This is a genomic window from Geobacillus subterraneus (genome assembly GCF_001618685.1).
In the GTDB taxonomy this organism is placed as follows: Bacteria; Bacillota; Bacilli; order Bacillales; family Anoxybacillaceae; genus Geobacillus; species Geobacillus subterraneus.
On sequence record NZ_CP014342.1, the window covers coordinates 2172256 to 2193737 of the forward strand.

Below are 21482 nucleotides of genomic sequence, written 5' to 3' on the forward strand. Positions count from 1 at the left end.
GAATTGGCCAATCGCGACTACGGGCAGCTGGAATCGCTGCTCCTTATCATCATTAATATGCCTTCAGAAAACGAAAAAGTACCGGAAGATTGGATAAGTTCGTTACTAATACATAGTGTCGAGCCGCGGGAAATATGACAATTCGTTAACGGATATTTAAATCCGATGAGCGTGAGTTCGGCCACCGTTTCGGAAACCGGGATGTACGATACGTAGCGGTACCGCGCGTCATGTGCGACCGTGTATGTGCCGGGCAGATGAACGGTCAGCACGTTTTGCCGGTCGACGATTTCAATCGGCCGGCCGGCGTATTTCAACAGCAGTTCGACGTTTCCGAACAAATGATCGAGCCGTCCGCCGGTCGCGCCGAACAAGCGGATGCAGCGGGTTGTTTGTTCCACCGCCCAATCGAGGGCGATCTCCATATCGGTTTTGTCTTTTTCCGCCGGCCATACGTCAAGATGAGGAAACGCCTGCTGCAGCTTGGCAACGTCCCCGGCCGACAGTGAATCGAAGTCGCCAAACGCCCGCACCGGCCGAAAACCTGCCTCAAGCAGCGCTGCTGTGCCGCGATCGACGCCGACCCAGCACACGTCTTCTCCGTCATACAAGCGCAAGTCAGGGAGAAGCTCGCGCGGGCCGCCGCCGACGATATGGATGATCATTCTCTCCCCCCTTTTTATTCCGTGAACTCCCCGCCACCTACGCTTCGCTTAGAGGTGGAGGCTTCAAGCGACTTGTGCGTGTTCGCCGAACGGTAAGCCACGCACAAGAACCCTTTACGCTTTCCTTACGCTCCGAAGGCGTTCGTTCTAACAATAGATGACTACATCAGTTGGCGATCGCCAACCGACATTCATCTCCCGCCTGCTCACTGGGCTGTGCCCTTCACGTTCCTTGAGGCGGGAGAGTTCTTTCGGAAATTACGTTAACCCGTTGGTTGCCAAAAGGCAGGCTTGCCGCCTACCGCCGTTTGCGGCGGCTCAAATAGGAATCGGTCTATAGGGCGTTGGGCGCCGCCTCTGGCGCTATTTGGCGCACGCTTCACGGAGGGCGCGAATGGCGGCCGCCCGGTCGGGATCATTGTAAATGGCGGACCCAGCGACAAGCACGTTCGCCCCCGCTTCGACGCAAAGCGGCGCCGTCTTCGCATTGACGCCGCCGTCGACCTCAATGTCGATCGCCTTGTTTTGCTCATTAGCGAGCCGGGCGACCTCGCGGATTTTCGGCACCACGGCCGGAATAAACGCCTGTCCGCCAAATCCTGGGTTGACCGTCATCAATAAGACGAGATCCACCTCGGCCATGACATGGCGGATCATATCAACCGGCGTATGCGGGTTTAACACCACTCCGGCTTTCGCCCCTTGTTCTTTAATCAACTGGATCGTCCGGTGCAAATGTACGCACGCCTCGACATGGACGGAAATGAGATCCGCCCCAGCCTCGGCAAACGCCGGAATATACCGGTCCGGGTCAGTGATCATTAAATGGACGTCCAGCGGCAGCTTCGTCACCGGACGAATGGCGGCCACAATCGGCGGACCAAGCGTCAAGTTCGGCACAAAGTGTCCGTCCATCACGTCAACATGAATCCAGTCGGCTCCGCCTTCTTCCACAGAACGAATCTCCTCGGCCAGGCGGGCAAAATCGGCCGATAAAATCGATGGCGCAATTCGGATCATTGTTCAATACCTCGGCTTTCGTTCTTTCATTTCAGCGACAAAACTTAAATAATGGTCATAGCGGTACGGTGCGATGTCCCCGGCCGCCGCCGCTTCGCGCACCGCGCATTTCGGTTCAGCGACGTGGAGGCAGCCGCGGAACTTGCACCCTTCTCCGTACACCCGGAATTCCGGAAAATAATGCGGCAACTCATCAAGTTCAATCTGATCCAACTCAAGCGCGCTAAACCCGGGAGTATCGGCAACGAGCCCGCCGGCAACCTCAAGCAGTTCAACATGGCGGGTCGTATGTTTGCCGCGCCCTAAATGGGTGGAAATATCGCCCGTTTTTAGCTGCAAGTCCGGGCGGAGTGCGTTTAGCAGCGATGACTTGCCGACGCCCGACTGCCCGGCGACGACGGAGACGCGGCCGCAAAGATGCGAGGCCAGCTCGTCGAGACCCCCTTTTGTCACCGCCGACGTCTCAATCACCTCATAGCCGATGCGCCGGTAATCGCGCACATATCGGGCGATCGTCTCTCTCGCCCCGCCGTCAAGCAAATCGATTTTGCTAATGACAATGATCGGGGTGATGTTCTTTGACTCGACTAAGACGAGAAAGCGGTCAAGCAGCTTGGCACTGAAATCCGGGCTTACAGCAGAAAAAACTAAGATCGCCTGTTCGACGTTAGAGATCGGCGGCCGCACCAATTCATTTTGCCGTTCACAAATTTCCAAAATATAGCCTTCCGTCTCGCCCGTCGCCGTAAAGACGACGCGGTCGCCGACAAGCGGCGTCACTTTTTGCTTACGAAACACGCCGCGCCCCCGGCATTGAAACACGCTGCCTTCGGACAGGACATAGTAAAACCCGCTCAACGCTTTAATGATTTGCCCTTCTGCCATAGCTTCACTCCTTTTTCCCGCCGTTTTCTGGATACGGAATCGCCCCTTCATCTTTGACGACATTGTTGACAATGACGCGGTAATAGGCCGTCTCCCCATACGGAATTTCAAACTCAACCGTCTCTGTCACCGGATGTGTCAGCCGATACGTTTTATATGGCGTTGTCATATTATGGTTGGCGTCTTGAATGTACAGCTGCGCTTCGACCATTTGCCCGTTTTCCGCCGGTTCGTACGGAATGGCGATGTCTTTAATCACCGTTTTTGACGGCTTCGGCTCCGGACCGCGGGAAATAACGACCGTGATGGTTTCACCTTTTGCCACCTGTTCGCCTGCCGCCGGCGTTTGCGAAATGACAAGCCCTTCCGACACATCATCGGAATATTCATACGCCACTTCGATGCGCAGCCCTTGGTCTTCGCCGTAGTCGCGCACGCTCTTCTCTGTGTAGCCGGTCAAATCTTTGAGCTTCACTTTTTCCGGCCCTAAGCTGACGGTAAACATGACTTCTGTTTCATCCGGTACGACTTCATCGCCGGCGTACGGGTATTGATCCAAAATCGTCCCTTCCGGTTTGTCGCTGTAGCGGCCATTGCGCGTAATGCGGGTAAATCCTTCGGCGCGCAACTCCTCTTCCGCCACCGAAATATCATCGCCAATAAAGCTCGGAAATTCGATTTTCTTTTTTCCGACACTCTTATAAATAACGACGCCGGCCCCCGGCTTCACCGTCATGCCGGCTTCCGGATCGGTGCGCACGACTTTTCCTTCTTCTATTTTATCATCTTCCACATCGATCGTATCCTTAATTTCGAGGCCGAGCGCCGACAGCTGTTCAACGGCTTCATCGTAATCTTTATTGATGACATCAGGCATGGTCACGTCTTTCGGAAAGACAAGATCTGGAATCCAAGTCAGCGCGCTTACGCCAGCTGCGCCTAACAGCAGCAAGGCAGCCGCAAGCCAGGCGAGCCACGCCCGCTTCCGTTTCGGCTTCAGCCCGTCGTCCGCCTTCACCGGTTCGTTCGCTTTTTCCTCATAAACGAGCGTCTCTTGCTCTAGCGCCGCGCTTTCCGGTCGTTTTATAATCGGAATGGCTTTCGTCGCCTCTTCGTCATCATCGGGAATCGTAAACTTCGCCTCATTGCGCCGGCTTGGATCAAGCGCCGTCCGGATATCCTCGTTCATTTCACGCGCGGATGGATAGCGATAAAACGGATCTTTCGCCATCGCTTTTAAAATAATGTTTTCCACGCTTTGCGGAATCTCCGGATTCCACGCCTTCGGCGACGGCGTTTCCCCCTGCAAGTGCTTTAGCACGATCGAAACGGCCGATTCGCCGGAAAATGGCAGCCGGCCGGTGACGAGTTCAAACATGACGATGCCAAGTGAATACACGTCCGACTTTTCCGTGGCGATGCCGCCGCGCGCCTGTTCCGGCGACAAATAATGAACCGAACCGAGCACTGAATTCGTTTGTGTGATCGTCGTCCCGCTCAGCGCTACAGCGATGCCGAAGTCGGTGACTTTCACATTGCCATGCTCATCGATCAAAATATTTTGCGGTTTAATGTCGCGGTGGATGATGCCGTTCTCATGCGCATGGGCGATCGCTGAGGTCAGCTGGTCCATGATGCGGAGCGCCTGTTCGACCGGAAGCGGGGCGTGCTGCTGAATGTATTGCTTGAGCGTCGAGCCGCGCACATACTCCATGACGATATAATAGACGCCTTCCTCTTCACCGACGTCATAAATGGAGACGATATGTTCATGGTTTAAGCTCGTTGCCGCCTGCGCTTCACGGCGAAACCGTTTAATAAATTGGTCATCGTTGGCAAAATCAAGGCGAAGCACTTTGACAGCGACATCGCGTTCCAAAATGATGTCGCGGGCTAAATAGACGTTGGCCATGCCGCCGCCGCCGACGAGGCTGATGATTTTATAGCGATCATTCAATCGTTTTCCAATGAGCACGCTGATCACCCACCTTCACGTTCCGCTGAAAAATCGATGACCGCCAGCGAAATGTTATCTTCTCCGCCCCGCTCGTTCGCCAAACCGATGAGCACCTCGGCCTTCTCCTCGAGCGTGCCGCTGCCTGTCAAAATATGTACGATGTCTGCTTCCGGCACTTTGTTTGACAACCCGTCCGAACATAAAAGAAGCATGTCGCCGTCGTCAATGGCGACGGTTTTGACATCGATCTTCACCGCCGGTTCGGTGCCAAGCGCCCGCAAGAGCACATTTTTGCGCGGGTGGTGCTCGGCATCTTCCTTGGAAATTTGGCCGCTTTTGACAAGCTCATTGACAAGGGAGTGGTCATCCGTCAGCTGCTGGATTCCGTTTTGATTCAGCAAATAGCAGCGGCTGTCGCCAATATGGGCGATCGTAACAAACGGGCCGGCGCAAATCGCGCCGACAACCGTCGTCCCCATCCCTTGGCACTCCGGGTGGGAAAGCGCATGCCGAAACAGCTGGGCGTTGGCCGCCTCAATCTGCGTCTTTAGCCATTGCTCGGCCTCGGCCGGCGACGAAAGGCCGGGCGCTTCCTCCCACTGCGCCTGCAAATACGCCACCGCCATCGAGCTGGCCACATCGCCGGCGCGGTGACCGCCCATCCCGTCGGCGACGACCGCTAAATATTGGCCGCTTTGATTGACAAACACGCCGCCGCTGTCTTCGTTATGTTCGCGAATTTGCCCGATATCGGTTCGGAAAACGGCTCGCATCCGATTCACCTCGTCTCTTCTTTTCGCTCCTTCGCGCGAAGCTGTCCGCAGGCGGCATCGATGTCATGTCCGTGTTCGCGACGAATGGTCACGTTAATTCCATGTTTTTTCAACGCCCGTTCAAAGGCGAAAATTTGACTGCGCGGCGTGCGCACATAGTTGCGCTCCGGTACGTAGTTGACCGGAATTAAGTTCACATGGCATTTCAGCCCTTTCAGCAGCTCAGCTAGCTGCTCAGCATGCTCGAGCTGGTCATTCACCCCGCCGAACAGCCCATATTCAAACGTGACGCGCCGCCCCGTCTTTTCAATGTAATACCGAACTGCCTCCATCAGCTTCGGCAGCGGATACGCCTTATTGATCGGCATGAGCTTCGTCCGCAGCTCGGTCGTCGGCGCGTGCAGCGAGATGGCGAAATTCACTTGCATCCCTTCATCAGCAAATTGGTAAATTTTTGGGATGATGCCGCTCGTGGAAACAGTAATATGGCGGGCACCGATGTTCAGCCCTTTCGGATGGTTGACAATGCGCAGAAACTTGATGAGCGCATCATAATTGTCAAACGGCTCACCGATGCCCATCACGACGATGCTGCTGACGCGCTCCTCGGTTTCATCGAGCGCCTTTTGCACTTGCACGACTTGGGCGACGATTTCGCCCGCCTCTAAATGGCGTTTCAGCCCGCCGAGCGTCGAGGCGCAAAACGTGCAGCCGATGCGGCAGCCGACTTGCGTCGTCACGCATACGGAATTCCCGTAGTTATGGCGCATGAGCACCGTCTCGATCGAATAGCCGTCATGCAGCTCGAACAAAAATTTGATCGTCCCATCTTTCGATGTTTGTTTCACGATCGTTTTCAATGTGGTGATGGAAAACGACGCGGCGAGCTGTTCGCGCAGCCGTTTGGGCAAGTTCGTCATCTCAGCAAAGTCGGTGACGCGCTTTTCGTACAGCCACTCATAAATTTGCGTGGCGCGAAACGGCTTTTCACCGTGAGCGACGAGCCATTCCTTCCATTCGTCAAGCGTCAGCGAGTAAATTGACGGCAAGGTTGGCAGCTGCGCTTCGCCGGCGGGCCGGCGGGCAGCTGTATGAGTGATTTCCATTTTTACCCCTTCTTTCGTAACCGGGCGATAAAAAACCCGTCAGAGTCAAAATCGTGCGGCAACAGCTGCAGCATGCCGCCTTTCACATGCGGCCGCACCGCTTCCGGCAGCCGCTCGGCGAGACGGTCGTCAAGTGAAAAGTCCGGATGATCGGCCAAAAAGCGGGCAACGGCTTCTTCATTTTCCTCGCGCTCGACTGTACATGTGCTGTAAACAAGCGCGCCCCCTTTTTTCAACAGCGGGGCGGCCGCCCGCAAAATGGCTTGCTGAATGTCGACAAGCGCCGCGACATCGTCTTTCCCTTTCGTATACTTGATCTCCGGTTTGCGGCGGATGACGCCGAACCCGGTGCACGGCGCATCGACTAAAATGCGGTCAAACGACTCGGGAGCGAACCGCTCGCCGAGCCGGCGGCTGTCAAGGGCGAGCGCCGTGATATTGTCAAGGCCGAGCCGTTGCGCCTGCTGTTCAATGAGCTTCACTTTATGCTCGTGAATGTCGATGGCGACCACTTCGCCGCGGCCGTCCATCCGTTCGGCGATATGAGTCGTTTTTCCACCCGGCGCCGCGCAACAGTCGAGCACCCGCTCCCCTGCTGCCGGATCGAGCGCCCGGGCAACGAGCATCGAGCTTTCATCTTGGATCGTCAGCCAGCCGGCGCGAAACGCCTCCGTATGGGCCAAATTCCCTTTTTCCGCTCGGATGGCTTCCGGGGCAAGTTGACCTTGAACGGCCTTCACTCCTTCGTTGTCAAGCCGCTCAAGCGCCTCCTCTACCGTTGCCTTCAACCGGTTGACGCGGGCGGTCGATTGCGGCGGGCGCAAATTGATCTCGCACATGCGCGACGTCTCCTCAAGGCCATATTGTTCGATCCAGCGCCGGACAAGCCACTCCGGATGGCTTGTCGCGACGGCGAGCCGCTTTCCGGGATCGTTAATCGCATCGAGCGACGGCAGCCCCTCGCGGCCAATGGCGCGCAAAACGCCGTTCACGAGCGAAGCGATGCCGCGATGGCCGCGCCGCTTGGCGATTTCCACCGCTTCAAAGATGGCAGCGCGATCCGGGACGCGGTCCAAATAGACCATTTGGTACACCGTCAGCCGGAGAAGCACCCGCACCCATGGCTCGAGCCGGCGCGCCTTGCGCAAAAACGGCGTCAAATAATAGTCGAGCGTATCGCGCCGCTGCACCGTTCCGTACACGATTTCCGTCAGCAACGCCGCATCGCGCCCGTCAAGACGCCCTTTCCGGATGGCGTCATTCAACTGCAAGTGGCTATAGGCTCCTTTTTGTTCGATGGCTAACAGCGTATCTAAAGCAAGTTCACGTACGTTCATTGTCCTCTCCTAGCTTCATGCCGGCCGCAAGCCGGCTGCCGGCGCCGCGCAAAAACTCGCCGGCGGCCATCCGCTTTTTGCCGGCCGGCTGCAATTCAGTAATTTTAATGGCGGTCTCATTGCCGGTCGCGACGACGATGCCATCCTCCTCAAGCGCCAAAATCGTCCCCGGCGGCGCTAGGCTTGGCGCCGGCACTTTGTCGCCCCACCAGATTTTCCAAACGTTCCCGTCGTGCGTCGTATACGTAACCGGCCACGGGCAGAAGGCGCGAATATGGTTGTAAATGACCTCGCCAGGCTGCGTCCAGTCAATCCGCTCTTGTTCGCGCCGGATATTCGGGGCATATGTCGCCTTCTCTTCGTCTTGCGGAACAGGCGTGATGGTTCCTTCGAGTAAAAGCGGGAGCGTTTCTGATAATAGTTTAGCCCCGGCAGCGCTCAATTTATCATGCAGCGTGCCGACGGTATCCGTTTCTTCAATCGGCACCTCGACTTGCGCCAGCATGTCGCCGGCATCGAGACGCTCGACCATGTACATGATCGTGACGCCCGTTTTCGTTTTTCCCTGCCAAATGGCGTAATGGATCGGCGCCCCGCCGCGCAGCTCGGGAAGAAGCGAGGCGTGAACATTGATGCAGCCGTATTTTGGCGCATCGAGCAGCGCCTTCGGCAAAATTTGCCCAAACGCCGCCGTCACGATCAAGTCAGGCGCGAACGCCAGCACTTGTTCGTATTGTTCCGGCTCACGAATTTTCGCCGGCTGCAGCACCGGAATGCCCTGCTTCTCAGCCTCCACTTTCACCGGGGGCGGAACGAGCTCGCGCTTCCGCCCTTTCGGCTTGTCCGGCTGCGTGACAACGGCCGTAACCCGATACCCGTCATCAAGCAGCTGCCGCAAAACCGGCACGGCAAAGTCAGGCGTTCCCATAAAGACAATGTTCGTCATTGGCCATCTATCCTTCCAATTCTTCAAGATCACAGTAACGAATCACTTTCGACGTAAACAGCACGCCGTGCAAATGGTCGATTTCATGCTGCAGGGCGCGGGCCAAAAAGCCGGTCGCGGAGAGAGTAAACAAGCGACCGCGCCGGTTTTGCGCCCGCACTTTCACGTACTCGGCGCGCGGCACTTCGCCAAACAGGCCGGGAAAGCTCAAGCAGCCTTCGACATCTACTTGTTCGCCGCGCGCCTCGACAATAACCGGATTGATGAGCTCAATCCGGCCGTGCTCATCGCCGACATCGACGACAGCAACCTGTTTGGCGATGCCGACTTGCGAAGCGGCCAAGCCAACCCCGTCTGCGGCAAGCATCGTCTCATACATATCATCAAGCAGCCGGCCGAGCTGGCGGTCAAAGGCCGTCACCGGCGCGCACGGCTGTTCCAAAACCGGAGCAGGGTAAGTGACAATCGGCAGTACAGACAACGTCATTCCTCCATTTTCACATCATCATATACGGGTTTGTATCGACGGTAATCGTCACCCCACCGTGGGCGGCATCCGCCTGGTAGCGGTCGATGACCGCTTTGAGCGCCGCCGTTACGTTCGGTTCCCGCTTGTATTTTATCATGCATTGGTAACGATATCTATCATGAAGGCGGGCGATCGGTGAGGCGACCGGGCCGAGGATGACCGCTTCGTTCGACAGCTGCTTGCGCAAATAGGCGGCGATTTTTTCAGCCGCTTTGGCCGCGGCTGGCGCTTCTTCGTGCGCGGCGGTAATGAGCGCCAAATAATAGTACGGCGGATAACCGTGCGCCTTGCGCAGCGTCATCTCCCGCCGGTAAAAAGCGCGGTAATCATGGCGGGCGGCGAGCGCAATGCTGTAGTGGTCCGGCGTATACGTCTGGATGACGACTTCACCGGGCAGCTCATGCCGGCCGGCGCGCCCGCTCACTTGCGTCAGCAGCTGGAACGTTTTCTCCGCGGCGCGGAAATCAGGCAGATGGAGCATCGTATCGGCAGCGAGCACGCCGACGAGCGTCACGTCAGGAAAATCAAGCCCTTTGGCGATCATTTGCGTGCCGAGCAAAATATCGGCTTCTTTGGCGGCAAAGCGGGAAAGCAGCTCTTCATGCGCCCCTTTCCGCCCGGTCGTGTCGACATCCATGCGGATGACGCGCGCCGTTGGCAACAGCTTGGCCAACTCTTCTTCCACTTTTTGCGTGCCGGTGCCGAAAAAGCGGATATGTTCGCTCCCACACGACGGACAGCGGGGGGCCAGCGGCTCTTCATGGCCGCAATAATGGCATTTCATCCGCTCCCCGGCGCGATGGTATGTGAGTGAAATGTCACAATGCGGACAGCGGATGACATAGCCGCAGCCGCGGCACATGACAAACGTCGAATAGCCGCGCCGGTTTAAAAACAGTACCGCCTGCTCGCCGCGTTCGAGCCGAAGGCGCAGCTCATCAAGCAGCCGGCGCGAAAACATCGAACGGTTGCCGCTGCGCAGTTCCTCGCGCATATCGACAATATGGACGTCCGGCATGCCGCGCTCAGCAATCCGCTCCGGCAGTTCAAGCAGCTCATACACCCCTTTGGCGGCGCGGGCGAACGTCTCGAGCGACGGAGTGGCGCTGCCGAGCACGACCGGACAGCCGTGGCGGCGGGCGCGGTAAATGGCGACATCCCGTGCATGGTAGCGCGGCATCTCCTCTTGCTTATAGCTCGTCTCATGCTCCTCGTCGATAATGATCATCCCTAAGTTTTCAAACGGGGCAAACACCGCCGAGCGCGCGCCGACGACAAGTTGCACCTCTTTGCGGTGAATTTTCCGCCATTCGTCATATTTTTCGCCGACCGACAGCCCGCTGTGAAGCACCGCTACTTTCGGGCCGAACCGGCTTTTGAAGCGCTCAACCATTTGCGGCGTCAGCGAAATTTCCGGCACGAGCACGATCGCCTCTTTTCCTTGGCGCAACACTTCCTCGATCGCCTGCATATACACTTCCGTCTTTCCGCTGCCGGTGACGCCGTAAAGCAAAAACGTGCGATGTTCCCCGGCGCGCACTGAAGCGGTGATCTTCGCCAACGCTTGCGCCTGCGCCGGGGTGAGCGCCAGCGGCTCGCTCGGCTGAAACGTGCGATGCGCATACGGATCGCGATACACTTCGACATCGCGAACAACAACCAATCCTTTCTCCACAAGCGCCTTCAGCGGGGCAGAGGAAATGCCGAGTGTTGCTTGCAGTTTGGCAATGGGGACCGCTTCCCCCCGCTTGAGCAAAAACGACACCACTTCCTTTTGTCGCGCCGGCAGCGAATGAAGCGCCTGTTCCGCCTGTTCGGCCGAAACGGCAAGAGCGGCGGACTTCACCGTTTTCTTCCCCGCTTTGTCTTTCACGTTGTAAACGGCTTCGAGCACGCCTTGTTGCACCGCTTTTTGCGCCGCCCGCCATAAACCGGCGGCCTCAACCTCGTTCCACGCCACTTCCGTCCTTCCGGCAACCAGCGACTTCAACTCATCGGGAAGCTCGCCCCGTCTTTCCTCTTCCGCCAAGCGGAGCACCTTCTCATATTTCGCTCGCATCGCCGCCGGCAACATCGCCTGGTACGCGGAAATGGCAAAACAAAGCGTCGTCTCCGTCAAATAGCGGCCAAGGTCGAGCAGCTCCTCATTTAACACCGGCACGACGTCGAGTACGTGTTCGATCGGCTTCAGCTGTTCGATCTCGGAATGGTCTTTTACCTCAATGACAAATCCTTGCAGACGACGCGCCCCGAATGGCACCGTCACCCGCATGCCCGGCTGGATGACGCCATGCCAGCGCTCGGGAATCAAATAATCGAACGGGCGATCCGTTTGCCGTGTCGGGACATCGACAATGACCGATGCTACTTTCATCGAATCCCCTCGATATACGCATAAATTTCTTTTAAAAGTTCCTCGGCGGCCTCGCGTTTTGTCATGAGCGGCAGCGAACGGACGACGCCGTCACGGCGGAAAATGGTGATGATGTTCGTATCACCGGCAAAGCCTGCTCCTTCTTCGGTCACATTGTTGGCGACGACAAGGTCAAGCCGCTTTTCTTCGAGTTTTTTTAACGCATATTGTTCAAGGTTGTCCGTTTCAGCCGCAAATCCGACTAAAATTTGCCTTGTTTTCCGCTCGCCGAGCGTTTTTAAAATGTCGACTGTCCGTTCCATCTCGACGACATAATCGCCGGGCTGCTTTTTAATTTTCGTCTCCGCTACATATTTCGGCCGGTAATCGGCCACCGCCGCCGCTTTAATGACAACGTCCGTTTCCGCAAAGCGGGACAAGACCGCTTCATACATCTCAGCTGCCGACTCAACCGGCACCGTCTCGACACCATCGGGCGAAGAAAGGGCTGTGGGGCCGGAGACAAGCGTGACGGATGCACCAAAGCGGGCCGCCGCCTCGGCGATCGCATAGCCCATTTTGCCGCTCGAATAATTGGAAAAATAGCGGACCGGGTCGAGTTTTTCCCTTGTCGGCCCGGCGGTCACAAGAATGCGTTTCCCGCGGAACAAAGGCGGATCGGCGGCGAAAAACCGCTCGATATGGGCGATGATGTCTTCCGGCTCTTCAAGCCGCCCTTTGCCGATATAGCCGCACGCCAAGTAGCCTTCCGACGGCTCGATGAACCGATAGCCGAACCGGTGCAGCGTTTCAATGTTCGCCTGCACGGCCGGATGTTCGTACATATGGACATTCATCGCCGGGGCGATCCACACCGGCGCTTTCGTCGCCAAAATCGTCGTCGTCGCCATATTGTCGGCGATGCCGGCGGCCAGCTTGGCGATCGTATTCGCCGTCGCCGGGGCGACAAGAACGAGGTCAGCCCAATCGGCCAAATCGATATGGGCAATAACGGCCGGATTGTTTTCTGCGAACGTGTCAACATATACTTCTTGGCGTGACAATGCTTGGAACGTAAGCGGCGTAATAAACTGGCACGCCCCTTCGGTCATGATGACTCTCACTTCCGCGCCGCGCTGGGTTAACTGGCTTGTCAGCGCCGCGGCCTTGTAAGCGGCAACCCCCCCGGTTACACAAAGCAAAATATGTTTCCCCTTGATCATCTTGACCACCCCCGATATTGAAAAAAATAACAACCTAACAGCTAGGTTGTTATTTTTCCTCTTCCACTAATTCGACCTTGTCGCCGGCAATTTCCTCTAACGCCTGGCCGACAAATTTTTTCGACACCGGCTTTTTCACCATCAGCTCGGCCCCGTCTTGAAGCTGCCGCGCTCGTTTGGCGACAACGGTGACAAGCTTATATTTCGAGTCGACTTTTTTCATAAGCAAATCAATAGAAGGATACAGCATCGTCATTCCACCCCCAACATCCGTTTATACCGCTCGGCGACGCGCTCGCGCCGGCAATGCTCGGCGATGACGATCGCCTTAATCCGCTCGCAGGCAAGATCAACCTCGTCGTTTTCGACGACATAGTCGTACGCATCCATCATTTCGAGCTCCTCTTTTGCTGCCTGCAGCCGATTTTCGATCAGCTCCTTTGACTCGGTGCCGCGCCCGATGATCCGCTTCTCAAGCTCCGACAGGCTCGGCGGAGCGAGGAAAATAAAGAGCGCTTCCGGAAACGCGCGGCGCACTTTCATCGCCCCTTGCACTTCGATTTCCAAAAACACGTCTTTTCCCTCGGCGAGCGTTTTTTCCACATAGTCAATCGGCGTTCCGTAATAGTTGCCGACGTACTCGGCCCATTCGAGCAGCTTGTTTTCGCGGATCATTTGTTCAAACTGCTCGCGCGTCCGGAAGAAGTAATCGACGCCTTCCACTTCGCCTTCCCGCGGCTTGCGGGTCGTGACCGACACCGAATAATGAAGTTTGATGTCCGGGCGCGAAAACAGCGCTTTGCGCACCGTTCCTTTGCCGACGCCGGACGGCCCTGACATGACGATTAACAACCCTCGTTCGTTCCTCAACGTTGAAAACCCTACCCTTCCTCGGAGAAATCGTCGCTTCCGTACAAGCGGTTTGCCACCGTCTCCGGCTGCACGGACGATAAAATGACATGATCGCTGTCTGTAATGATCACCGCACGCGTCCTCCGGCCGTGCGTCGCGTCGACGAGCTTGCCGCTTTCGCGCGCATCCTGGATCATCCGTTTGATCGGCGCCGAATCGGGGCTGACAATCGTAATGATGCGGGCGGCCGACACCATGTTTCCGTACCCGATATTAATAAATTTCATCATCATGACACGCCCACCTGCCATACTCGTTATTGTTGCCGCCGGCAAGCCGTTTTAAACGGTTATTCCACGTTTTGCACTTGCTCGCGCATTTTCTCGAGCGCGCTTTTCATCCCGACGACCTGTGCGGCAATGACGCTGTCATTCGCCTTGGCGCCGATCGTGTTCACTTCGCGGTTTAGCTCCTGCACTAGAAAGTCCAGCTTCCGCCCGACCGGTTCGTCCGCTTCGAGCGCGTCCGCCATTTGCGCCAAATGGCTGCGGATGCGCTTCAACTCCTCGTGAATGTCCGCTTTCTCGGCAAACACCGCCACTTCCGTGAGCAACCGCGCCTCGTCGACCGGGGCGGGCGCCCATTCGCGGAGACGGCGCTCAAGACGCTCACGGTATTGCTCGACGACGAGCGGCGCCCGCTGCTCAATGACTTCCACCCCGGCTTCGACTTCATGAAGGCGGGCGCGCAAATCCGCGGCCAGCGCCTCCCCTTCGCGCCGGCGCATGGCCACAAGTTCCTTTGCCGCCTCATCGACGGCGGCGAGAAGAAGCGGCTCGATCTCCTCATTGCCGCCTTCCTCCTCCGCCATTTCGACGACCCCGTCAAGCTGAAGCAGCTCGGCGGCCGTCACGCTGCCGTCAACGGAAAATCGCTTTGCCGCCTCCTGCACCCCGGCCCAATATTGACCGAGCAAATCCCAATCGATATGTACTTTCCGCTTCACGAGCCCTTCGCCGGCGATCGTGACGAACACTTCGACTTTTCCGCGCCGCACATAGGACAAAATCGCTTTTTTTATTTTATCTTCAAACACGAGCCATTGTCTAGGGAGGCGGATGGAAATTTCGCAAAACCGGTGGTTGACCGATTTCATTTCCACCGTCACCATCAGGCGATCCGTTTTTTTCATGCTCGCGCCAAAGCCAGTCATGCTGTAAACCATGCCATCACACCCGTTGCTGTCATTGATAAAAAAAGAAAAGGCCATAGAGTGGATCTCTATCACCTTTTTCATTATATCATACGCGTTATTTATTTTCTCGCAAAAAACGAACCGGCAAACAAAAACGTCGGCAAGGCGGACAGCCCGGCAATGAGCAGCCAGTCGAGTGCAGCGATCGGTTTCGTATGGAACACCGCAGCCAGCGGCGGATAGTAAATCACAACGAGCAGGAGTAGCAGCGACACAACGACCGCTGCCACAAGATAGCCGTTCCCCAACGGATTGCGGTCAAAAATCGAACGCTCGCAACGGCAGTCAAACACGTGGATGAGCTGCGCCAGCACCAACGTCGCAAACGCCGCCGTCTGGCCGTAAACTAAATCATCGCCGCTCCGTTCATACGCGGTCATAAACGCCGCCAGCGTGACAAGGCCGATCAAAACGCCGCGGCTTACGATTTTCCAGCCAAGCCCGCGGGCGAACACCCCTTCATCAGGACGGCGCGGCGGCCGCTTCATCACATTTTCCTCCGGCCGATCAAGCCCAAGCGCCATCGCCGGCAAGCCGTCCGTCACGAGGTTCACCCATAAAATTTGAATCGGCACAAGCGGCAGCGGCAACGCCAGCAGCATCGCAAACAACATGACGAGAATTTCCCCGACGTTCGAGGCGAGCAAGTAGCGGATAAACTTGCGAATGTTTTCGTAAATGTTGCGGCCTTCTTCAATCGCAGCCTCAATCGTCGCAAAGTTGTCATCCAACAAAACGAGCGACGCCGCCTCTTTCGCCACATCCGTCCCCGATCGGCCCATGGCGACGCCAATGTCAGCCGTTTTAATCGCCGGCGCGTCGTTCACCCCGTCGCCGGTCATGGCGACGATATGGCCGCGCCGCTTGAAGGCGTTGACGATTTTCAACTTATGTTCCGGCGCGACGCGGGCAAACACGTAAATATTGTCGATCTCACGCTCGAGCTCATCGACCGACAGGCGCGATAACGTCGCCCCGTCCATCACTTTGCCGCCGGGCGGCAATATGCCAAGCTGTTTGGCGATCGCGGCGGCCGTCACTACATGGTCGCCGGTAATCATCACCGTTTTCATGCCCGCCTCTTTACAGCGCGCCACCGCCTCTTTCACCTCGGGGCGCGGCGGGTCGATCATGCCGGCGACGCCGAGGAACCGAAGCTTTGTCTCCGCATCCTTCTCCGACTCGATCCGTTCCGTTTCCGCAAGCAGCCGATACGCGACGGCGATCGTGCGCAAGGCGGAAGACGCCATCTGGCGAATCGCCTTCTCGATCGTTTCTTTCCACGCCGGGGTCAGCATCTGCTCGCGGCCGTTCCATTCAAGGCGGTCCGCCCGCTCAAGCAGCACATCGGGCGCCCCTTTCGTCACGACAAACCGACGGCCGTTTCGGTCGCGGACGATCACCGTCATCATTTTCCGCTCGGAATCAAACGGAAACTCCTGTTCGATCGTGTACTCACGCAAAAGCATTCCTTTCGCCAATCCAGCTTTGGCCGCCGCGACCAGCAGCGCTCCTTCCGTCGGATCGCCGTCGACGTAACGCCGGCCGTTTTCCTCTTTCAACTCCGAACTATTGCAAAGCACCCCCATTGTCAACAGGCGAGCGAGCTGGGGAACGCGGTTCGGATCAACCGTCCGGCCGCGTTCAGAAAACTCGCCATCCGTTTCAAGACCAACGCCGCTTACCGCAAATGTCCGCCCGCCTGCCCATACTTGCGTGACGGTCATCATGTTTTCCGTCATCGTCCCCGTTTTGTCGGAACAAATGACCGAAGCGCAGCCGAGCGTTTCCACCGCCGGAAGCTTGCGGACGATGGCGTTTCGTTTGATCATCCGCTGCACGCCAAGCGCCAAGACGACCGTCACAATGGCCGGCAACCCCTCCGGAATGGCGGCGACCGCGAGCGACACACCAGCCAAAAACATTTCATACAGGTCGTGCCCTTGAATGACACCTACGGCCACGACCGCTGCCGTCAGCGCCAATGCGACGACAAGCAAAATTTTCCCAAGCTGCTCGAGCCGGCGCTGGAGCGGGGTTGCCCCCGCATCCGCCTCTTCGAGCATCGTTGCGATTTGTCCCATCGCTGTTTTCATCCCAGTGGCGATGACAATCCCGACCCCATTCCCTCTTGTCACGAGCGTCCCCATAAACGCCATATTGTGCAAATCGCCCAACGACGCCTGTTCTGTATGAAGCGGGGCGGCGGATTTGGCCACCGGCACTGATTCGCCCGTCAGCGCCGACTCCTCGATTTCCAGGCCGGCCGCCTCAATCAAGCGGATGTCGGCCCCGACCCGGTCGCCGCTTGCCAGCCTCACGACATCACCGACGACAAGCTCGCGCGCCGGAATTTTCACCCACCTGCCATCGCGCCGCACAACCGCTTGCGGAGCGGACAGCCGTTTTAAGGCGGCCAGCGACTTCTCGGCCCGCCGCTCTTGGATAAACCCGAGAATGGCGTTCATGATCACGATCACAACAATCGCCGCCGCATCGACATACTCGCCTAACAATGCGGAAATGACGGTCGCCGCAAGCAGCACCAACACCATAAAATCTTGAAACTGGCGAAAAAAGACAACGATGGCCGACTCCTTCTTCCCTTCCGCCAGCTCGTTGTACCCGAACTGCCGCAGCCGTTTTTCCGCCTCCGCCGCAGTAAGCCCGGTCTTGACATTCGTCTTCGTCTCGTGCGCGACATCGCTTGCCGCGAGCGTATGCCATTGCATCTGTCTCCCTCCGTCCTTCCATTTTTTTCGCACGCCGTTCCCGCTTCTCTATGCTTATTCATACATGTCCCAAAAAATGATAGTCCCCGCCATGATGTTTAGCGACACAAACATAAGGAGTCGTGGGGCCCTTTGCCACGCCATCTCCCCCATAAGGGAAAAAATCGTGTCAAAAAAGCGGGCCTCCCCATTTTATGCAACATGTTCGTCGGGCATCTTCGTCCGTCTTCAGGTAATATTCAAAGAAATGTTCAAAACGGCGGGTCGTATGGTAAGATCGAAATAGCAAACAAACGAAATAGAAAGGTGTTTTCCATGTCCTTTGACGGAGTGTTTACGTACGCCATTGTCGGTGAACTCGAAGAGGCGCTTGCGGGCGGGCGGATCACGAAAATCCACCAGCCGTCGGCGTATGAGATCGTGCTGCTTGTGCGCGCCCGGGGCCATAACCATAAAGTGATGCTGTCGGCGCATCCGACGTACGCCCGCGTCCATTTGACAAACGAAACGTACAACAACCCATCCGAGCCGCCGATGTTTTGCATGCGGCTGCGCAAACAGTTGGAAGGAAGCGTCATCGAAGCGGTCCGCCAAGTCGATTTTGACCGCATCATCGTCATAGACACAAAAGGCCGCGACGAACTCGGCGACGTGCAGACAAAGCGGCTCATCATTGAAGTGATGGGCCGCCATAGCAACATCATCCTCGTTGATGCATCGACCGACACGATCATCGACAGCTTGAAACATTTGCCGCCGTCGGTCAACCGCTACCGGACGGTGCTTCCCGGGCATCCGTACGTCGCCCCACCGACGCACGGCAAGCTGAACCCGCTTGAGGCGACGGAAGAAATGGTGCTGAAAAAAATCGACTTTCACGCCGGCAAGCTCGCCCATCAGCTTGTTTCCGCCTTCAGCGGCATTTCGCCGCTATTTGCCAATGAGGCGGTGTTCCGCGCTGGACTCGCCAACCGGACGACGCTGCCGAAAAGCTTCCTCGCGCTCATCGATGACGTTCGGCGCCGCCGCTTTGCCCCGATGATGTACACGAACGGGGAAAAAGAATGGTTTTACGTTTTGCCGCTTAAGCACTTAAAAATCGAAGGCCAACCGTTTACGAGTGCAAGCGAGCTATTGGACCGCTTTTATTTCGGCAAGGCCGAGCGCGACCGCGTCAAGCAGCAAGCTCATGACATCGAGCGTCTCATGGCGAACGAAAAGGCGAAAAACGAGAAAAAGCTCCTAAAGCTCGAACAGACGCTCGAAGAAGCAAAGAAAGCCGACGTTTATCGACTGTACGGCGAACTGCTCACCGCCCATTTGTACGCCATAAAGCGCGGCATGACGGAAATCGAGGTCGCAAACTACTACGACGAAAACGGAGGCACCATCACCATTCCGCTCGACCCGCAAAAATCGCCGTCCGAGAACGCGCAACAGTACTTTCAAAAATACCAAAAAGCGAAAAACTCGTTCGCCGTCGTTCAAGAACAAATCGAGCGGACGAAAGAAGACATCGCCTATTGCGACACGATTTTAAGCCAGCTTGAAACCGCCTCGCCGAAAGATGTCGAGGAAATCCGCGACGAGCTCATTGAACAAGGCTATTTGCGCCCGCGCGCGGCGAAAGGAGCAAAAAAGCGCAAACCAACCGCACCCGAGCTTGACCGCTACGTCGCAAGCGACGGCACGGAAATACTCGTTGGCAAAAACAACAAACAAAACGATTATCTCACAACAAAGCTGGCCCATAAGGACGATGTTTGGCTGCATGTGAAAAACATTCCCGGCTCGCACGTCGTCATCCGGAACAAGCAGCCGTCTGACGAGACGCTCTTGGAAGCGGCGAATCTTGCCGCCTACTTCAGCAAAGCGCGCCATTCCGGCTCCGTGCCTGTCGACTACACGCGCATCCGCTATGTAAAAAAACCGAGCGGCGCCAAGCCGGGATTTGTCATTTACGAAAACGAGCAAACGCTCTACGTCACACCGGATGAAGAACTCGTCCGCACCATGAAACAGAGGCAAAAAGAACAAGCGGCGAAACGGTCGTAAACAAAGAATGTCCCTATAGCCATGATTGTCTTGATATGGTAATGTTTCTCCTTGAGAAACGATTCCGAGAAGCGGTTGCGCGAGTTAAATCCGCCACATCCCGGCCGGAACTTTTTTCAATGTTTAGGATCCGGCGTCGATTCGTAGCATAAACCATCCCGCCGCTATGGGGAGCGGCGGGCTCTATTCGTTACCGCGCGTTATTTCACCTGTACGACAATGGAACCCGGCAGCCAGTCATGCCGAATCACCATGATCAGCTGCTCCGCGCTCTTCGGCACCTCAAACGTCAACAGCACTTGCGCTTTCCCCGGCGCTTGAATTTCGAATTGACCGATCCAATTCTTGTTTTCGACCACCTCTATCTTTTTTGCTCATCTACAGTTCAATATTGCTTTTTTATTAGGTATGTTATCATCCAAAAAACACACGGAGTATACACAAATAGAAATACATTATAGGCTACCCGTGGTGCTAGATAAACTTGAGCAAGCATAAAAATAGCCCTTGCTGGCGGATCTCCTGTAGAATGAAAGTGCGACCTGCCATTCGAAAGGAGAATCCCCATGCAAGAGCACTTTCATTTTACTACAGATCAAGCAAAGATTCAAAAGCAATATGCCGCCATTTTCGTTTTTGTTTCTGCTCAACTTTCATGCATTCAGGTGCATCTTCATCGTCGAAATCGCCATTTGGTCAAGCAAGAGGACGCTGTCATCATCGCCATTCATCTTTTAGGAAAGCTGCTCGGTTTTACTTCTGAACGGGCGTGGTATCGTTTTGTCACGGGAAATTTGTTCACAAACGGCTCGTTTCTTGAACGCTCCCGATACAACCGCCGTTGCCGGGCGCTTGGCTTCGCTATCAAATGGATCCGCCATGAGCTGGCAAAACGCGGCCAACATCATGCCTATGCCGTCGTGGACAGCTTGCCGCTCCCATTGTGCCATACGGCAAGAATGCATCGCGTCAAACGGTTTCAAGAGATCGCCGACATCGGGTATTGCGCTTCCAAAAAGCAATGGTACTACGGGTTGAAGCTGCACCTTCAAGTGACCGATCAAGGGCTGCCGATGGGGTATGTGGTGACGGAAGCATCTTGCCACGATCGAATCGCAGCCGAAAGCGTGATGACTCAAATTCCTCATCCCTATAACTTTGGGGACAAAGGATTCATTAGCCGTGACTTGCAAAAAAGGCTGTACGAAGAATACCAAATGGCGCTTTGGACTCCGTCTCGAAAAAACCAGAAACATCGTGCGTCTGAGACATGGGAGCAGTGGATCCAACAAAAACGCAAAGTGATCGAGACGGTGTTCTCGGTTCTGGTTGACCACTATCGCATCACGGGGATCCGAGCCAATTCGATTATCGGATTTGAAGTGGCGTTAGACGGTATATTGTTAGCCTATTCCCTGGTTACACTTGGGCTAGTTGAGCGCTAAAGCTCAACTAGCACCACGGGTTATAGGCTATTTCTGGCTCCGCCATATATATTATTTTATCTACTCCAAAACTGATTCCCCAATATATTATTACGACAATAAAATAGGCTATGGCATGAAGGAGAAATGATATAACAACATTCCTTTGATTGAATCTTTGTAATACATAGTCTATAAGTAAAGAGATCGGTATACCGAATAAAATAACTAACGGAAGCACACATATAGAGTAGATTAAGGACTTGATAAGAACTTCGAATAGTCCCTCTACAATATTTAATTCGTTTGATACGATTCCACCTTTGGACTCAATTAGATAATATAAAAAACCTGAATTGATTGAGGTTAG

At 55.9% G+C, this 21482-nt stretch carries 19 protein-coding genes; 2 read left to right on the top strand and 17 right to left on the bottom strand.

The features are described 5' to 3' along the window. Positions 1-17: 17 nt before the first annotated feature. From GS3922_RS10635 to GS3922_RS10710, 16 genes are all read right to left on the bottom strand, one after another. Positions 18-665 carry a thiamine diphosphokinase gene (locus GS3922_RS10635; protein WP_063166335.1) on the bottom strand — a complete coding sequence of 216 codons (648 nt, stop codon included), beginning with the start codon at positions 663-665 and terminating at the stop codon, positions 18-20. A gap of 363 nt (positions 666-1028) precedes the next feature. Further along, complete coding sequence (rpe, locus tag GS3922_RS10640) at positions 1029-1685, bottom strand: ribulose-phosphate 3-epimerase (RefSeq protein ID WP_063166336.1); 657 nt, start codon at positions 1683-1685, stop codon at positions 1029-1031. Between the two features lie 3 nt (positions 1686-1688). Beyond that, complete coding sequence (gene rsgA / locus GS3922_RS10645; protein ID WP_063166337.1) at positions 1689-2570, bottom strand: ribosome small subunit-dependent GTPase A; 882 nt, start codon at positions 2568-2570, stop codon at positions 1689-1691. A gap of 4 nt (positions 2571-2574) precedes the next feature. Then, complete coding sequence (pknB, locus tag GS3922_RS10650; protein ID WP_063167381.1) at positions 2575-4545, bottom strand: Stk1 family PASTA domain-containing Ser/Thr kinase; 1971 nt, start codon at positions 4543-4545, stop codon at positions 2575-2577. 5 nt (positions 4546-4550) lie between these two features. Further along, the gene (locus GS3922_RS10655; RefSeq protein WP_063166338.1) at positions 4551-5300 is read right to left on the bottom strand and encodes a Stp1/IreP family PP2C-type Ser/Thr phosphatase; all 750 of its coding nucleotides are present in this window, start codon (positions 5298-5300) and stop codon (positions 4551-4553) included. 5 nt (positions 5301-5305) lie between these two features. Then, on the bottom strand, positions 5306-6406 hold the full coding sequence (rlmN, locus tag GS3922_RS10660) for a dual-specificity RNA methyltransferase RlmN (protein ID WP_063166339.1): 1101 nt from the start codon (positions 6404-6406) through the stop codon (positions 5306-5308). 2 nt (positions 6407-6408) lie between these two features. Next, entirely contained in the window at positions 6409-7743 is a 1335-nt protein-coding gene (gene rsmB / locus GS3922_RS10665) for a 16S rRNA (cytosine(967)-C(5))-methyltransferase RsmB (RefSeq protein WP_063166340.1), read from the bottom strand. Beyond that, positions 7730-8689, bottom strand: a complete 960-nt coding sequence (gene fmt, locus GS3922_RS10670; RefSeq protein WP_063166341.1) for a methionyl-tRNA formyltransferase — start codon at positions 8687-8689, stop codon at positions 7730-7732. The genes rsmB and fmt overlap by 14 nt, the downstream gene beginning before the upstream one ends. A 7-nt stretch (positions 8690-8696) precedes the next feature. Further along, positions 8697-9170: a peptide deformylase gene (def, locus tag GS3922_RS10675; protein ID WP_063167382.1), complete on the bottom strand. Its 474-nt coding sequence runs from the start codon at positions 9168-9170 to the stop codon at positions 8697-8699. 16 nt (positions 9171-9186) lie between these two features. Next, positions 9187-11592, bottom strand: coding sequence for a primosomal protein N' (gene priA, locus GS3922_RS10680; protein WP_063166342.1), 2406 nt, complete (start codon positions 11590-11592; stop codon positions 9187-9189). After that, on the bottom strand, positions 11589-12794 hold the full coding sequence (coaBC, locus tag GS3922_RS10685) for a bifunctional phosphopantothenoylcysteine decarboxylase/phosphopantothenate--cysteine ligase CoaBC (protein WP_063166343.1): 1206 nt from the start codon (positions 12792-12794) through the stop codon (positions 11589-11591). The genes priA and coaBC overlap by 4 nt, the downstream gene beginning before the upstream one ends. A gap of 49 nt (positions 12795-12843) precedes the next feature. Then, complete coding sequence (gene rpoZ, locus GS3922_RS10690; protein WP_063167384.1) at positions 12844-13044, bottom strand: DNA-directed RNA polymerase subunit omega; 201 nt, start codon at positions 13042-13044, stop codon at positions 12844-12846. A gap of 2 nt (positions 13045-13046) precedes the next feature. Further along, on the bottom strand, positions 13047-13664 hold the full coding sequence (gene gmk, locus GS3922_RS10695; protein WP_081206827.1) for a guanylate kinase: 618 nt from the start codon (positions 13662-13664) through the stop codon (positions 13047-13049). An 11-nt stretch (positions 13665-13675) separates the two neighbouring features. After that, the gene (gene remA / locus GS3922_RS10700; RefSeq protein WP_063166344.1) at positions 13676-13939 is read right to left on the bottom strand and encodes an extracellular matrix/biofilm regulator RemA; all 264 of its coding nucleotides are present in this window, start codon (positions 13937-13939) and stop codon (positions 13676-13678) included. 56 nt (positions 13940-13995) lie between these two features. Further along, positions 13996-14871, bottom strand: a complete 876-nt coding sequence (locus GS3922_RS10705; RefSeq protein ID WP_063167385.1) for a YicC/YloC family endoribonuclease — start codon at positions 14869-14871, stop codon at positions 13996-13998. 89 nt (positions 14872-14960) lie between these two features. After that, positions 14961-17633: a cation-translocating P-type ATPase gene (locus GS3922_RS10710; protein WP_063166345.1), complete on the bottom strand. Its 2673-nt coding sequence runs from the start codon at positions 17631-17633 to the stop codon at positions 14961-14963. A gap of 315 nt (positions 17634-17948) precedes the next feature. Between GS3922_RS10710 and GS3922_RS10715 the strand changes: the two genes are divergently transcribed. Next, positions 17949-19688 (top strand): Rqc2 family fibronectin-binding protein, encoded by a 1740-nt coding sequence (locus tag GS3922_RS10715; RefSeq protein WP_063166346.1) that lies wholly within the window; start codon positions 17949-17951, stop codon positions 19686-19688. Positions 19689-19888: 200 nt separating this feature from the next. Here GS3922_RS10715 and GS3922_RS17630 read toward each other — a convergent pair whose 3' ends face one another. Beyond that, positions 19889-20047, bottom strand: a complete 159-nt coding sequence (locus GS3922_RS17630; protein ID WP_156485822.1) for a hypothetical protein — start codon at positions 20045-20047, stop codon at positions 19889-19891. A gap of 207 nt (positions 20048-20254) precedes the next feature. On the opposite strand from GS3922_RS17630, the gene GS3922_RS10720 reads away from it, so the two are divergent. Beyond that, positions 20255-21133: an IS982 family transposase gene (locus GS3922_RS10720; RefSeq protein WP_063166347.1), complete on the top strand. Its 879-nt coding sequence runs from the start codon at positions 20255-20257 to the stop codon at positions 21131-21133. The last annotated feature ends 349 nt before the right edge of the window (positions 21134-21482 follow it).